Genomic DNA, 14,734 nt, shown 5'->3' with positions numbered 1-14,734 from the left:
CGGCTTACTTTGAAGAAAAGTAAGGGGCTTCGACAGGCTCAGCCCGAACGGCGTCAGGAACGAAGCTTTTTTAGAAATCCAGTTTAGAAATCCAGCGGCGCGGGCAGTTCCTTCACCTGCCAGGGCAGGCCGTGCCGGTTCAGCATGTCCATGAAGGGATCGGGATCGAACTGTTCGATGTTGAACACGCCTTCACCCCGCCATGCGCCGGTCAGCATCAGCGCCGCGCCGATCATCGCGGGGACGCCGGTGGTGTAGCTGACCGCCTGGTTGCCGGTTTCGGCATAGGCGTCCTCATGGTCGCAGACATTATAGACATAGACCGTCTTCTGGCTTCCATCCTTGAGGCCGGTGGCGATGTCGCCGATATTGGTCTTGCCCCTGGTGGTCGAACCCAGGCTGGACGGTTCGGGCAGCACGGCCTTCAGGAACTGGAGCGGGATGATTTCCTGCCCATTGTACATCACGGGATCGATGCGGGTCATGCCGACATTCTGGAGCACTTCCAGATGCTTGAGATAAGCGTCGCCAAAGGTCATCCAGAAACGGATGCGCTTGATTTCGGGGTAGAATTTGGCGAGCGATTCCAGTTCCTCATGATACATGAGGTACATGTTCTTCTGCCCCACCTGGTCGAAGTCGAAGACCTGCTTGTGTTTCAGCGCCGGGCCCTCCACCCACTTGCCGCCTTCCCAGTGGCGCGAGGGCGCGGTGACTTCGCGGATGTTGATTTCCGGGTTGAAGTTGGTGGCGAAATGCTGGCCATGGTCGCCGCCATTGCAGTCGAGTATGTCGAGCGTGTCGATCCGGTCGAGCAGATGCTTCCTGATATAGCTGGCGAAGACGCTGGTGACGCCGGGGTCGAAGCCCGAGCCCAGCAGCGCCATGATGCCGGCTTCCTTGAAGCGCTCCTGATAGGCCCACTGCCAGCTATATTCGAACTTCGCCGTGTCGCGCGGTTCGTAATTGGCGGTGTCGAGATAGTCGGTTTTGGTCGCGAGGCAGGCGTCCATGATCGCCAGGTCCTGATAGGGCAGGGCAAGGTTCACGACCAGTTTGGGCTGCACCCTTTCGATGAGGGCGACGGTTTCGGCGACATTGTCGGCGTCGACCTGCGCCACGTCGATGGTGACGCCGGTACGGGCCTTCACCGATTCGGCCACCTTCTCGCAGGAGACGATGCGGCGGCTGGCGAGTGTGATATGGCTGAAAATGTCAGAGTTCATCGCCATTTTGTGAACCGCGACAGACCCGACGCCACCCGCACCAATGACCAGAACCTTGCTCAATTCAACTGCTCCATAGCTGTGCCGCGCGATCCGCGCGAAAGCGCCCATATAGGGAGTTGGCGTTACAGCGCAAAGTCAGTCTGTCGAGAGGGAGCCCGGGCAGCCCCCCTCCCGCACGCCATGGGCTGAATATCGACCGGTCCTAGAAACTCGCCCCATCCACCTTGCTGATCCTGAGCGCGTCGAGATCGACGGAGGGAACGCAGCGCAGATTGATGGCCTGCATGGCCGAGCCATCGGGGCCCTGGCCCTGTGCGAAGGCCTGCGTGCCGCAGTCGGTGCAGAACTGGTGCGTGATCCTGTGCCTGTAGAATTGATAGTCGCTCAGCTTGTCCGCGCCGCTGTCGAGGGTGAACTGGTCCGCGGGGACGAAGGTCAGCATGAAGCCCTTGCGGCGGCAGTGGGAGCAGTTGCAGGTCATCGCCTCGCCGGGCGCATCGGCGGCTACGGTGAAGGTGACGGCGCCGCAATGGCAGCTTCCGGTGTAGGGCATTGGAATCTCCTTTTTTGGAGAGCCTAGAGGCATTGGGACTGGAAGGGAATTGGGGGAATCGGGTGATTTTCCGCCATAGGCCCGTCCTCTTCAGGTTCAGGCGAGGCGCGCGTCAGTTCACCAACCGTCTTAATCCCTCCACCGTATCCGCCTCATGCGCAGGCTTGTCCTTCCGAATGCGCGCGATCCGGGGGAAGCGCATGGCCAGCCCCGATTTATGCCGCTTGCTTTCGTGGATGCTGTCGAAGGCGACCTCCAGCACCAGCGACTTTTCCACCTCCCGCACCGGGCCGAAGCGGTTGACCGTGTTGGTCCGCACGAAGCGGTCGAGCCATTTCAGCTCCTCGTCGGTGAAGCCGCTATAGGCTTTGCCGACGGGCAGCAGTTCGCCATCCGCCGTCCAGCAGCCGAAGGTATAGTCGGAATAGAAGGAGGAGCGTTTGCCATGGCCCCGCTGCGCGTACATCATCACGCAGTCGGCGGTCAGCGGATCGCGTTTCCATTTATACCAGAGCGCGGCCTTGCGCCCCGCGACATAGGGGCTGTCGCGGCGCTTGAGCATCACGCCCTCGATCGCGGCGTCGCGGGCGCCGGCGCGTATTTCCGCCAGGCTGTCGAAATCGGGTGCTTCGATGAGGGCCGAGATGTCGAAGCGGTGCGGGTCCAGCTGGGGCACGGTGGCTTCGAGGCGGAGGCGGCGCTGTTCCCAGGGGAGCGGCCGAAGGTCCTCCTCCGCGTCGAGCAATATGTCGTAGAGGCGGACGAAGGCGGGATAATCGTCCATCATCTTCGCCGTCACCGCCTTGCGGCCGAGGCGTTGCTGGAGGGCGTTGAAGCTGGCAGCCTCTCCGCCCTGAAACTCCCCTTTCACGAGCAGTTCTCCGTCCAGCACCGCATGATGGCGGAAGGCTTCGGCTATGTCGGGGAAGCTGCCGGTGATGTCGTCTCCGGCGCGGCTGTAGAGGCGGGTCTGCGCGCCCGTGCCGACGATCTGGATGCGGATGCCGTCCCATTTCCATTCGGCGGCATAGTCGGAAAGGTCGACGCTTTCGGCCTCCAGCGGATGAGCGAGCATGAAGGGGCGGAAGAAGGGCGTGCCGGCGGGATCCGGGCGGTCCGACCTGCCCTCCGCCCAGGCGAACAGGTCGGCATAGGGTGGGGCCAGTGCGTGCCAGCATTCCTCGACATCGTCGACGTCGAGCCCGAAGGCCTGGGCGAAGCCGGTCTTGGCGAGCCGGGCGGAGATGCCGACGCGCAGGCCGCCGGTCGCGAGCTTCAGCAGGGCGAAGCGGCCGGAGGCGTCGAGATGGTCCATCATCCTGGCCAGGGTCGTCGGGGCGGCGGCGCGGCTGGTGGCGTGGAGGCGGTCGACTATGGCGGATAGGGTGAGGGAGCCGTCGTCCACCTCCGGCGGCTGGTCCTCCGCCTTGGGCCAGAGGAGGGCCACGGTTTCGGCGAGGTCGCCCACATAGTCCCGGCTCATTTCGAAAAGGACCGGATCGACGCGGGCGCGGGTCATTTCCGCTATGGTGGAAGCCTTGACCGCTTTCAGGTCGAGATTGCCGGTGAGGGCGGCGAGCGCCCAGCCCCGGTCCGGGTCGGGGGCGCTGCGCATGTAGCTGGCGATAAGGTCCAGCTTGCCGTTGCGGGAGCGGGTGTAGACGAGGCCGTCGAGAAGCCGGGAGAAGGCGCGCATCAGCCTTCATCCTCGTCTTCGCGGCCCACCAGGGCAAGGGCGCGGGCGCGCATCTGGTGGGTCATGCACCAGTGGAGCAGGGCTTCCTCCCGCCCGTGGGTGATCCAGGTTTCCGACGGGGCCACCTCGCGGATGGTGTCGGTCAGCTCGTCCCAGTCGGCATGGTCGGAAATGATGAGCGGAAGTTCGACATTGCGCTGGCGGGCGCGCTGGCGGACGCGCATCCAGCCCGACGCCATGGCGGTGATCGGGTCGGGCAGGCGGCGGCTCCAGCGGTCGTTGAGGGCGGATGGGGGCGAGACGACGATGCGGCCGCGCATGTCCCCGGCGGGGAGGCCGGTCGCCGGGCGCAGCTCTCCCAGGGCGACGCCGAATTGTTCGTAGAGCGCGCACATCCTCTCCAGCGCGCCATGGATGTGGATGGGGTCGTGATGGCCCCGGGCGCGCAGTTCGCAGATCAGGCGCTGCGCCTTGCCCAGGGCGTAGGCGCCGACCAGGACGCAGCGGTCGGGATGGGCGTGCAGGGCGGCGAGCAGGCGGTCGACCTCGCTGCCCGTGTCGGGATGGCGGAAGACCGGCAGGCCGAATGTGGCTTCGGTGACGAAGATGTCGCAGGGGACGGGTTCGAAGGCTTTGCAGGTGGGATCGGGGCGGCGCTTGTAGTCGCCGGTGACGACCACGCGCTCGCCGGCGTGGGACAGCAGGATCTGGGCGGAACCGAGGACATGGCCGGCGGGCACATAGCTGATCGTGACTCCGTTCATGCGGATTTCTTCGCCATAGGGCACCGCCGTGCCCGACGCGGTGCCGTAGCGCAGGGCCATGATCGCCAGCGTTTCCTCCGTCGCCCAGACATGGCCGTGGCCGCCGCGCGCATGATCGGCATGGCCATGGGTGACGAGCGCGCGTTCCCGCGGGACGGAGGGATCGATCCAGGCATCGGCCGGGCGGACATAGATGCCGGTGGGGTGGGGTTCGATCCAGTGAGGCATTGCTGTGGAAGAAGGTGGAATGCGCCGCTTGGTTCCGCAAGGGCCTTCATATTGCCGTAACCCGATCGTCATGGGTACGACATGCCGTTGCCCTATGCGCCGCCGGACGACCGGCAGCGAGGAGGCGCGGCACATGGCATCTACGGCTCACCAGAATGTTACCCGCGCGGTGCACCGGCATCGGCATCTGTCGAAACAGGGCCTGCTGGAACGGGCCTTCACCTTTGCGTTCCGGGGCCTTGTCTATGCGCAGATCTGGGAAGATCCGGAGGTCGACATGGAAGCGCTGGCGATCGGGCCGGACAGCCATGTCGTCACCATCGCTTCGGGCGGGTGCAATGTGCTGAGCTATCTGACGGCCGATCCGGCGAAGATCACGGCGGTCGACCTCAACACCGCGCATATCGCGCTCAACCGGCTGAAGCTGGCGGCGGCACAGGCATTGCCGGACCATCGGGCCTTCCATCGCTTCTTCGCCAGGGCGGATTGCAGGGAGAATGTGGCGGCCTATCGCACCTTCGTGGCGCCGGTGCTGGACGACGCCACGCGGCGCTATTGGGAGGGGCGGGACTTCATCGGGCGGCGGCGGATCGGCGGCTTTGCGCGGGGGATTTACAGGCATGGGCTGCTGGGGCGCTTCATCGGCGCGGCGCATCTGCTGGCGCGGTTGCATGGCGTCGATCCGCGGCGGATGCTGGATGCGAAATCGCGGGAGGAGCAGCGGGCGATCTTCGAAACGGAGCTGGCGCCGGTGTTCGACAGCGCCTTCATGCGGTGGCTGACGAGCCAGCCGGCTTCGCTCTTCGGCCTGGGCATCCCGCCCGCGCAATATGAGGCGCTGGCCGGGGACGCGCGGATGGACGGCGTGCTGAAGGCGCGGCTGGAAAAGCTGGCCTGCGGCTTCGACCTCAAGGACAATTATTTCGCGGTGCAGGCTTTCGGGCGCGGTTATGCCGGCGGCGAGGGGCCATTGCCGCCCTATTTGCAGGCCGCGAACCATGCGGCCGTGGTGGAACGCGCCGGGCGGGTGGATGTCCGGCATGTGAACTTCACCGACTTCCTGGCGTCGCAGGAGGCGGGGTCCGTCGATCGCTACATCCTGCTCGACGCGCAAGACTGGATGGACGATGCGCAGTTGAACGCGCTCTGGGCCCAGATCACGCGAACGGCGAAACGGGGTGCGCGGGTGCTGTTCCGGACGGCGGGCGAACCGAGCATCCTGCCGGGGCGGGTCGACGATACGCTGCTGTCGCGCTGGGACTATCGGGCGGAGGAATCGCGGGAATATACGGCGCGGGACCGCTCGGCCATTTATGGCGGCGTCCACCTCTATGTGCTGGGGAGCGCGTGATGACGGGCGGGCATGGCGGGCTGATGGACAGCGTCTATCGGCATCAGCGGCACATTTACGACCTGTCGCGGAAATTCTACCTGCTGGGGCGGGATGGGCTTATTGCCGATCTGGCGCCGCCGCGCGGTGGGGCGGTGCTGGAGATCGGCTGCGGCACGGGACGCAATCTGATCGCCGTGGGCAAGGCCTGGCCGGAGGCGCGGCTCTATGGCGTCGATATTTCCGAGGCGATGCTGGGGACGGCGCGCAAAGCCGTGGCGAAGGCGGGCCTGGCGGATCGCGTCGTGCTGGCGCAGGGGGATGCCTGTGCGTTCGATGCAGGGGCGCTGTTCGGGCGCGAACGGTTCGAGCGGGTGTTCATCAGCTATGCGCTGTCCATGATCCCGGACTGGGAAGCGGCTCTGGGGCAGGCGGCGGGTTGCGTCGCGCATGGCGGCAAGCTGGAGATTGTCGACTTCGGGCAGCAGGATGGTCTGCCGGGCTTGTGGAAGCGGGCGCTGTTCGGGTGGCTGGCGCGCTTTCATGTGTCGCCGCGGGCGGAATTCAGGCAGGCGATCGGCAGGGTGGCGGCGGACATGGGGGGCTTTGCGCATAGCCGGAGCCTGTATCGGGGCTATGCAGTCAGGGGTGGGTTGATCCGGCTGTGAGTTTTTGGCCGGTTCCCGGATCGGGGTTGCGAATTCCGGCCTGACCGCTGGAAATTGCCGCTGATTTGCGCCGATCCATCCCAGCCCCCCGCCTGTGGGAGGGGGAATGAGGACAGCGCCTCCAGCGGAATTCGCGCAGGCGCCGGTCAGGCCGCTTTCTTGAATTCCAGTTCGAGCCGGTCCCAGATTTCCACCAGAGCATCGACCAGTTCGCGCATCATTTCTTCGGTATGCGCCGGTCCGGGCGTGAAGCGCAGGCGTTCCGTGCCGCGCGGGACGGTGGGATAGTTGATGGGCTGCACATAGGCGCCATATTCCGCCAGCAATATGTCGCTGATCCGCTTGGCCTTCACCGGGTCGCCCACCATCAGGGGGACGATGTGCGTCACCGACGGCATCACCGGCAGGCCGGCTTCCGCCATCAGGCGCTTCAGGGTCGCGGCGGACGCCTGCTGGCCCTCCCGTTCCTCGCTCGACTGCTTGAGGTGACGGACGCTGGCCAGCACGCCGGCGACCAGCACGGGGGACAGGGAGGTGGTGAAGATGAAGCCGGGCGCATAGCTGCGGATCACGTCGACGATCATCTGGTCGGCGGCGATATAGCCGCCCATCACGCCGAACGCCTTGCCCAGCGTGCCTTCGATGATGGTCACGCGATCGGCCACCTCGTCCCGTTCGGAAATGCCGCCGCCGCGCGCGCCGTACATGCCGACTGCATGAACCTCGTCCAGATAGGTGAGGGCATTATATTCGTCGGCCAGGTCGCAGATCGCGGCGATGGGGGCGATGTCGCCGTCCATCGAATAGACGCTTTCGAAGGCGATCAGCTTGGGCGCTTCCGGGTCTTCGGCGGCCAGCAGTTCGCGCAGATGATCGACGTCATTGTGGCGGAAGACGCGCTTCTCGCAGCCCGAATTGCGGATGCCCGCGATCATCGAGGCATGGTTCAGCTCGTCGGAGAAGATGATGCAGCCGGGCAGGATCTTGGCGAGGGTCGAGAGCGTCGCTTCGTTCGAGACATAGCCCGAGGTGAAGAGCAGCGCGCCTTCCTTGCCGTGCAGGTCGGCCAGTTCGGCCTCCAGATCGACATGATAATGGGTGTTGCCGCCGATATTGCGGGTGCCGCCCGAGCCCGCGCCGACATCGTGCAGCGCCTCTTCCATCGCGGCGACGACCTTGGGATGCTGGCCCATGGCGAGATAGTCGTTGGAGCACCAGACGGTGATGGGCTTGGGCCCGTTATGACCGTGGAAGCAGCGGGCGTTGGGGAAGGCGCCCTTGTTGCGCAGGATGTCGATGAACACGCGATAGCGGCCTTCGCTATGGAGCCGGTCGATCGCCTGCGTGAAGATGTGCTTGTAGTTCACTTGAACGCCCTGTCCCTATTCCCGCATCCCCTCTTTGAGGGGCATTTATCCGCTGTTTTGGCCTATTACCAGTGATAAACGCTCGCAGCCTTAGGGAGAATTACCTATCACACTGATAGAAGGACTTGCGATTGGACCAAAGGTCCACCCCTTCAAAGTCCTTCGATCCGTTGCAAGCCATAGCCTTCCAGCGCTGGGCGGAGTGGCTCCACGCTCTCGTCCAGGCGAGTGAAGACCGCGGTTCCGGGCTGCGGTTCGGACGGCCATGGCTGCCCCTGGGTGAGATAGGCGATGCGGCGCGCAATTCCTTCACCGCCGTGCACGAATCTGAGCGGACGGGGCGAAGCGGCGGCCAGTTCGGCCTCCACCAGCGGAAAATGCGTGCAGGCGAGGACCACTATGTCCATCCGATCGCCGCCCGGCTGGTCGAACAGGCCGGCCAGCGCGTCCCGCGCAATGGCGGGATCGAGCGGTTCGCCGCGCAGTTTCGCCTCGGCAAGCTGGACGAGCGCGGCCGACCCATGGCGCAGGACCGTGCAGTCGGCGCCATGTTCGGCCGCGAGCCTGTCGACATAGGGCTGGCGCACCGTGGCGTCGGTGCCGAGCACGCCGAATACCCGGCTTTGCGAGAGCAGGGCGGCAGGCTTGATTGCCGGTACCGTGCCGACAACGGGGATGTCGAGCGCGGCGCGGACCGCCGGCAGGGCGATGGTGGAGGCGGTGTTGCAGGCGATGACGGCGAGGCGCGGGCGGTAGCGCTCCACCAGCCGCCCGAGCAGGGCGGGCACGCGGGCGGCGATCTCCGCCTCGCTCTTGGTGCCATAGGGGAAGCCCGCGCTGTCCGCGGCATAGACGACCGGCGCGTTGGGCAGGGCGCTTCGTGCCGGGCCAAGGATGGAAAGCCCGCCGACGCCGGAATCGAAGAAAAGAAGGGGGGCATGGGGTGCGACTGTCATCGGGCAGACATGTCGCGGCATGGGGCGGGCCTGTCAACTTCCCTCAAGAGCCCTCCCCTTGAGAGGAAGGGCTTGATGGCGGGAACCCCCATCCCCGATATTCCGACCCATATTTCGTCACCTTCGCCATTGCCCGGTTTGCCGGGAACGCTATGGTCGCGCCGCAACCAATTTGGCGAGATCATGACTCCTCCCTGGCTACTTCCCGCATTCGTCCTGCTGATCGGTTATCTGCTGGGTTCCATCCCGTTCGGGCTGCTGCTGACGCGCCTCACCGGGGCGGGCGACCTGCGCAAGATCGGGTCGGGGAATATCGGCGCGACCAATGTGCTGCGGACGGGGCGAAAGGGGCTGGCGGCGGCGACGCTGCTGCTCGATCTGCTGAAGGGCGCGGCGGCGGTGCTGGTCGGCGCGGCGCTGGTCGATGGTGGCGGGCCGATGGCCGGGGCCATGGCCTTTATCGGACATTGCTATCCGGTCTGGCTGCGCTTTGCCGGGGGCAAGGGCGTGGCGACCATGATGGGCGTGGTGACGGCGCTGTACTGGCCGGCGGGGATCGTCTTCGCGGCCGTGTGGCTGGGGGCGCTGTTCGGGACCAGATGGTCGTCGGTCGGCGGCATGTCCGCGGCGGTCAGCGCGCCTGTCGCCATGTGGTGCTTCGGCCGGATCGAGCTGGTCCCCGTCGCGCTGGCGCTCGCATTGATCGTGCTGTGGCGGCACCGGGAGAATATCGCGCGGCTCGCCAGGGGAACCGAACCGAAGGTGGGCGCTTCGAAAAAGGCGGCGGCCGGGGAATGAGCGAGCAGGAGCGGTTCAACCGCCTGCGCCTGATCCGTTCGCCGCGCATCGGCCCTGTCACCTTCCGCCAGTTGATGGCGCGTTTCGGCACGGCGGGCGAGGCCTTGCGCGCGGTGCCCGATCTGGCGGCGCGCGGCGGCGGCAAGGCCAGCATCGTGGACGCGAAGATCGTCGAGCAGGAGATCGCGCGCAGCCGGGCGGCTGGCGCCCGCTACCTGATCATGGGCGATGCCGATTACCCCTTTCTGCTGGAGCAGATGGAGGGCGCGCCGCCGGCCCTGATCGTGCGCGGGGACGTATCGCTGGCGGCGCGGGATTGCGTGGCGATGGTGGGGGCGCGCAACGCCTCCGCCGCGGCGTGCCGCTTCGCCCGGATGCTGGCGCAGGATCTGGGACAGCATGGGGCGGTCGTGGTGTCGGGGCTGGCGCGGGGGATCGATACGGCCGCGCATCAGGGCGCGCTGGAGAGCGGCACCATCGCCGTCATCGCCTGCGGCATCGACATCGCCTTCCCGCCCGAAAATGCGGAATTGCAGGAGCGGCTGGCCGAGGAAGGGCTGCTGGTCACGGAGCATCCGCCGGGCACGCAGCCGCTGGCCCGGCAGTTCCCGGCGCGCAACAGGATCATCGCCGGGCTGGCGCGGGGGACCGTCGTCGTGGAAGCCGCGCCCCGGTCCGGTTCGCTGATCACGGCGCGGCTGGCGGGGGAGGCGGGACGGGAGGTGATGGCGGTGCCCGGCTCTCCGCTCGATCCCCGCGCCCAGGGGTGCAACCAGTTGATCCGGGAGGGCGCGGTGCTGGTCCAGAGCGCCGCCGACGTGATCGAGGCGATCGGCGCCATCGACCCGCGCATGGTTCGGCAGCCCGGCGGCCACTTCGCGGGCGAGCCGCCGTCCGGCGACGTGGCCGAGCGGGAGCGGGCGTCGGTCGTCGCGCTGCTGGGACCGGCGCCCGTGCCGGTGGATGAACTGATAAGGCTGTCGGGCCTTGGCCCCGCCGTGGTGCAGACCGTGCTGCTGGAACTGGAACTCGCCGCCCGGCTGGAGCGGCATGCGGGTGGGAAGGTCAGCCCGTCGTGACGGGGCGTCCTGACCGTGCGGAATGCGGCCTGCATCGCTGCGGCTTGACGGGGAGCGGAAACAGCTTTCAGACTCGCGCGTGTACGTGAGAGACAATTTGAACCGGGGCATGAATGCAGCTTGTCATCGTTGAATCGCCGGCCAAGGCGAAGACCATCGAAAAATATCTGGGCGGCGATTTCCATGTGCTGGCCAGCTATGGGCATATCCGCGACCTGCCGCCCAAGGACGGGTCGGTGGACCCCGACAACGGCTTTGCCATGAGTTGGGAAAATTATGGCGACAAGGGCAAGCAGCTCAAGGCCATAGCCGACGAAGCCAAGAAGGCGACCCGGCTGATCCTGGCGACCGACCCCGATCGCGAGGGGGAGGCGATAAGCTGGCATGTGCAGGAGGTGCTGCGGGCGAAGAAGGCGCTGCCGCAGAAGGTGGACCGCGTGACCTTCAACGCGATCACCAAGCAGGCGGTGACCGAGGCGATGGCCCAGCCGCGCGCGCTGGACGAGGATCTGATCGACGCCTATCGGGCGCGGCGGGCGCTGGATTATCTGGTGGGCTTCACCCTGTCGCCGGTGCTGTGGCGCAAGCTGCCCGGCGCCAAGTCGGCGGGGCGGGTGCAGTCCGTGGCGTTGCGGCTGGTCGTGGACCGGGAGCGCGAGATCGAAAGCTTCGTGCCGCAGGAATATTGGTCGGTCGCGGCCGAGATGGAGCAGGGCGGACAGGGGTTCGTCGCGCGGCTGGTGCGCTGGCGCGGCGAGAAGATCGAGCGGCTGACCATCGGCAGGGAAGGCGACGCCATGGCCGCGAAGGCGGACGTGGAGGCCGGGCGCTTCACCGTCGAGAAGGTCGAGACCAAGCCGGTTTCGCGCAATCCTCCGCCGCCATTCACGACCTCGACGCTTCAGCAGGAGGCGGCGCGCAAGCTCGGCTTCTCCGCCAGCCATACGATGCGGATCGCGCAGCAGCTTTATGAGGATGGCGCGATCACCTATATGCGGACCGACGGCGTGCAGATGGACGGCAGCGCCATCTCCGCCGCGCGAAAGGCGATCGCGGAGCGCTATGACGGCGGCTATCTGCCCGAAAAGCCGCGCCAGTACCAGACCAAGGCCAAGAATGCGCAGGAAGCGCATGAGGCCATTCGTCCGACCGAGTTTTCGCGCGACAAGGTGGGGTCGGGCGACCATGCGCGGCTGTACGACCTGATCTTCAAGCGGGCGCTGGCGAGCCAGATGGCTTCGGCGCGGCTGGAGCGGACGACCGTCGATCTGGTCGATGCGACCGGGCAGCATGGGCTGCGCGCCACGGGACAGGTGGTGATCTTTCCGGGGTTCCTGGCGCTCTATGAGGAAGGGCGCGACGATGCGGAAGACGATGATTCGAGGCTGTTGCCGCGCTTGGGCGTGGGCGACGCTCCCGCCAAGAAGAGAGTGACGGCGGAGCAGCATTTCACCCAGCCGCCGCCGCGCTATTCGGAAGCGTCGCTGGTCAAGAAGCTGGAGGAACTGGGGATCGGGCGGCCTTCCACCTATGCCTCGACTTTGCAGGTGCTGAAGGACCGCGACTATGTGCGGATCGAGAAGAACCGCTTCTTCGCGGAGGAGAGCGGGCGGCTGGTGACGGCCTTTCTGGAGCGTTTCTTCGAGCGGTATGTGTCCTACGACTTCACGGCGGGGCTGGAGGAGGAGCTGGACGATATTTCCGGCGGGCGGGCCCAGTGGCAGGCGGTGCTGGAAGCGTTCTGGCGCGACTTCAAGCCCAAGACCGCCGAGGTGATGGAGCAGAAGCCTTCCGACATCACGGCCGAGCTGGACAAATTCCTGGAGCCGATGCTGTTCCCGCCCAAGGCGGACGGGTCCAATCCGCGTGCCTGCCCGATGTGCGGCGATGGGCAATTGTCGCTGCGCGGCGGGCGGTTCGGCGCGTTCATCGCCTGCTCCAACTATCCGGAGTGCAAATATACGCGCAAGTTCGGGCAGCCGGGCGGTGACAAGGATGGCGAGGACAAGGGACCGGAGGTGCTGGGCCAGCATCCCGAGACCGGGCAGGACATCGTCCGGAAATCCGGGCGGTTCGGGCCCTATATCGAGATGGGCGAGGGCAAGGAGGCGAAGCGCGGCTCCATTCCCAAGGATCTGCCCGATGGCGAGTTGACGCTGGACTGGGCGGTGAAGCTGCTGAGCCTGCCGCGCGAGATCGGGCTGCATCCTGAAACGGGGAAGCCCATCGTGGCGAATATTGGGCGGTTCGGGCCCTATCTGCTGCATGACGGCAAATATGGGCGGCTGTCCTCCACCGCGGAGATTTTCGAGGTGGGGATGAACAGCGCCGTGGCCAAGCTGGCCGATGCGGCGAACAAGGGCGGGCGTGGCGCTTCGTCGCGGGAGCCGCTGAAGGTGCTGGGCAAGCATCCGCGCACTGAGGCCGAGATCAAGCTGATGGCGGGGCGCTATGGTCCCTATGTGACCGACGGCACGACCAATGCGACGCTGCCCAAGACCATCGAGCAGGATGCCCTGACGCTGGAGGAGGCTGCGCAACTGATCGATGCGCGGGCTGCGGCGGCGCCTGCGAAGAAGGGGAAGAAGGCGCCGGCGAAAAAGGGTGCGGCGAAGAAGCCTGCCGCGAAGAAGGCGTCTGCCAAGAAGAAGGTGGCGGCGGAGTAATTATGCTCGTCATTCCCGCGCAGGCGGGAATCCATCTCCCATAAATTGTGCCTGGCGCAAGGTCAGGCGATGGATTCCCGCCTGCGCGGGAATGACGATGATTGATAAGCGGGTTGGCTTACTCCACCCAATCCAGGCCGATGTCGCGGTAGATGAAGCGGTCGTCTTCCCAATCTTCCTTCACCTTGACGTGGAGGTAGAGATGGACCTTGACCCCAAGCAGGCTGGCCAGTTCGGCGCGGGCCTTTGAGCCGATTTCCTTGAGGCGCTGGCCGCCCTTGCCCAGCACGATGGCGCGCTGGCTGGAGCGGCCGACGAGGATCTGCTGGTGGATTTCGACCGATCCGTCCTCGCGCTCGCTATATTTTTCCGTGTCGACGGCGGCGGCATAGGGGAGTTCGGCGTGGAGCTGGTGATAGAGCTGTTCGCGCGTGATCTCCGCCGCCAGCATGCGGTCGGTGGCGTCGGAGACCTGATCCTCCGGGAAGTGCCAGGGGCCTTCGGGCATGGCCCTGGCGAAGGCGGTCTTGAGTTCGGGAAGGCCGTCGCCGGTCGCCGCGCTGACGAAGAAGGTCTCCGCTATGTCGAGCTGTTCGTAGAGCCGCTGGGTGTGGACCAGCAGCTTTTCCTTGATGGCGATGTCGACCTTGTTGAGGATCAGCCATTTCCTCTCCGGCCGGGCGGCGAGGGCGCTGATGATCGGTTCCATCTTGGCGCCGAGGCCCGCCTTGCCGTCGACGACCAGCGCGATCAGGTCGGCCCCTTGCGCGCCGCCCCATGCGGCCTGCACCATGGCGCGGTCAAGGCGGCGCTTGGGGGCGAAGATGCCGGGGGTGTCGACCAGCACCATCTGCGCGTCACCCTCGATCGCCACGCCCATGACGCGGGTGCGGGTGGTCTGCGCCTTGGGGCTGGTGATCGCCACCTTCTGGCCTACCAGCGCGTTGACCAGCGTGGATTTGCCTGCGTTCGGGGCGCCGACTATGGCGATGACGCCGCAGCGTTGGGATTCAGGATTTAGGCTCAAAAAATCACTCCGTTCGCCCTGAGCTTGTCGAAGGGCTTTCCTTTTCTTGGTTCGAGCGCGCCAAGGTAGAGATGAGTGTCCAATCCTCGCGAATGAGAGCGAGTTTCTTGGCCCGGCTCCAGCCTTTGATTTGGCGCTCTGCTTCAAGCGCCTCCATACGGGTTCCGAACTCCTGCGACCAGACCAGTTTTATAGGGCGGCGGTTTTGGGTGTGGCCGGGGATTGCGCCTGCCTCATGTTGGGCGATGCGAGTTTCGAGATTGTCAGTGTGGCCTGTGTAGAAGCTGCGGTCGGCGCAGTGGAGCATGTAGGTCCAGAAGGGCAATGTCGTTCCAGAAGAAAGAAAAGCCCTTCGACAGGCTCAGGGCGAACG

13 protein-coding genes are annotated in these 14,734 nt (G+C 65.8%); 5 read left to right on the top strand and 8 right to left on the bottom strand.

What is annotated here, in order from left to right; all coding sequences use genetic code 11:
- Positions 1–83: 83 nt before the first annotated feature.
- The 4 genes from TZ53_RS19125 to TZ53_RS19110 form a co-directional block, all read right to left on the bottom strand.
- Positions 84–1,289 (bottom strand): saccharopine dehydrogenase family protein, encoded by a 1,206-nt coding sequence (locus TZ53_RS19125; protein WP_025547389.1) that lies wholly within the window; start codon positions 1,287–1,289, stop codon positions 84–86.
- A gap of 142 nt (positions 1,290–1,431) precedes the next feature.
- Positions 1,432–1,782, bottom strand: a complete 351-nt coding sequence (locus tag TZ53_RS19120) for a GFA family protein (RefSeq protein WP_025547387.1) — start codon at positions 1,780–1,782, stop codon at positions 1,432–1,434.
- A 112-nt stretch (positions 1,783–1,894) separates the two neighbouring features.
- Positions 1,895–3,478, bottom strand: coding sequence for a cisplatin damage response ATP-dependent DNA ligase (locus tag TZ53_RS19115; RefSeq protein ID WP_025547386.1), 1,584 nt, complete (start codon positions 3,476–3,478; stop codon positions 1,895–1,897).
- Entirely contained in the window at positions 3,478–4,470 is a 993-nt protein-coding gene (locus TZ53_RS19110) for a ligase-associated DNA damage response exonuclease (protein WP_044662363.1), read from the bottom strand. Before TZ53_RS19110 ends, TZ53_RS19115 begins: the two co-directional genes overlap by 1 nt.
- A gap of 133 nt (positions 4,471–4,603) precedes the next feature.
- Between TZ53_RS19110 and TZ53_RS19105 the strand changes: the two genes are divergently transcribed.
- Positions 4,604–5,821 carry a DUF3419 family protein gene (locus tag TZ53_RS19105; RefSeq protein WP_044663158.1) on the top strand — a complete coding sequence of 406 codons (1,218 nt, stop codon included), beginning with the start codon at positions 4,604–4,606 and terminating at the stop codon, positions 5,819–5,821.
- Positions 5,821–6,468, top strand: coding sequence for a class I SAM-dependent methyltransferase (locus TZ53_RS19100; RefSeq protein ID WP_044662362.1), 648 nt, complete (start codon positions 5,821–5,823; stop codon positions 6,466–6,468). The genes TZ53_RS19105 and TZ53_RS19100 overlap by 1 nt, the downstream gene beginning before the upstream one ends.
- 146 nt (positions 6,469–6,614) lie before the next feature.
- On the opposite strand, the gene hemA is transcribed toward TZ53_RS19100, so the two are convergent.
- Both hemA and murI read right to left on the bottom strand, forming a co-directional pair.
- Entirely contained in the window at positions 6,615–7,835 is a 1,221-nt protein-coding gene (hemA, locus tag TZ53_RS19095) for a 5-aminolevulinate synthase (protein ID WP_044662361.1), read from the bottom strand.
- Positions 7,836–7,987: 152 nt separating this feature from the next.
- Complete coding sequence (murI, locus tag TZ53_RS19090; RefSeq protein ID WP_025547377.1) at positions 7,988–8,791, bottom strand: glutamate racemase; 804 nt, start codon at positions 8,789–8,791, stop codon at positions 7,988–7,990.
- A 183-nt stretch (positions 8,792–8,974) separates the two neighbouring features.
- Between murI and plsY the strand changes: the two genes are divergently transcribed.
- The 3 genes from plsY (at position 8,975) to topA (ending at position 13,334) form a co-directional block, all read left to right on the top strand.
- On the top strand, positions 8,975–9,589 hold the full coding sequence (gene plsY, locus TZ53_RS19085) for a glycerol-3-phosphate 1-O-acyltransferase PlsY (protein ID WP_037481602.1): 615 nt from the start codon (positions 8,975–8,977) through the stop codon (positions 9,587–9,589).
- The gene (dprA, locus tag TZ53_RS19080) at positions 9,586–10,668 is read left to right on the top strand and encodes a DNA-processing protein DprA (protein WP_044662360.1); all 1,083 of its coding nucleotides are present in this window, start codon (positions 9,586–9,588) and stop codon (positions 10,666–10,668) included. The genes plsY and dprA overlap by 4 nt, the downstream gene beginning before the upstream one ends.
- A 113-nt stretch (positions 10,669–10,781) precedes the next feature.
- Positions 10,782–13,334, top strand: a complete 2,553-nt coding sequence (topA, locus tag TZ53_RS19075) for a type I DNA topoisomerase (RefSeq protein WP_044662359.1) — start codon at positions 10,782–10,784, stop codon at positions 13,332–13,334.
- A gap of 118 nt (positions 13,335–13,452) precedes the next feature.
- On the opposite strand, the gene era is transcribed toward topA, so the two are convergent.
- Both era and TZ53_RS19065 read right to left on the bottom strand, forming a co-directional pair.
- On the bottom strand, positions 13,453–14,361 hold the full coding sequence (gene era / locus TZ53_RS19070; protein ID WP_044662358.1) for a GTPase Era: 909 nt from the start codon (positions 14,359–14,361) through the stop codon (positions 13,453–13,455).
- A gap of 4 nt (positions 14,362–14,365) precedes the next feature.
- Positions 14,366–14,686, bottom strand: a complete 321-nt coding sequence (locus TZ53_RS19065) for a GIY-YIG nuclease family protein (protein ID WP_044662357.1) — start codon at positions 14,684–14,686, stop codon at positions 14,366–14,368.
- Positions 14,687–14,734: the final 48 nt, after the last annotated feature.

Source organism: Sphingobium sp. YBL2, assembly GCF_000943805.1.
GTDB lineage: Bacteria > Pseudomonadota > Alphaproteobacteria > Sphingomonadales > Sphingomonadaceae > Sphingobium > Sphingobium fuliginis.
This window is presented reverse-complemented; position numbering and strand designations above follow the sequence as displayed.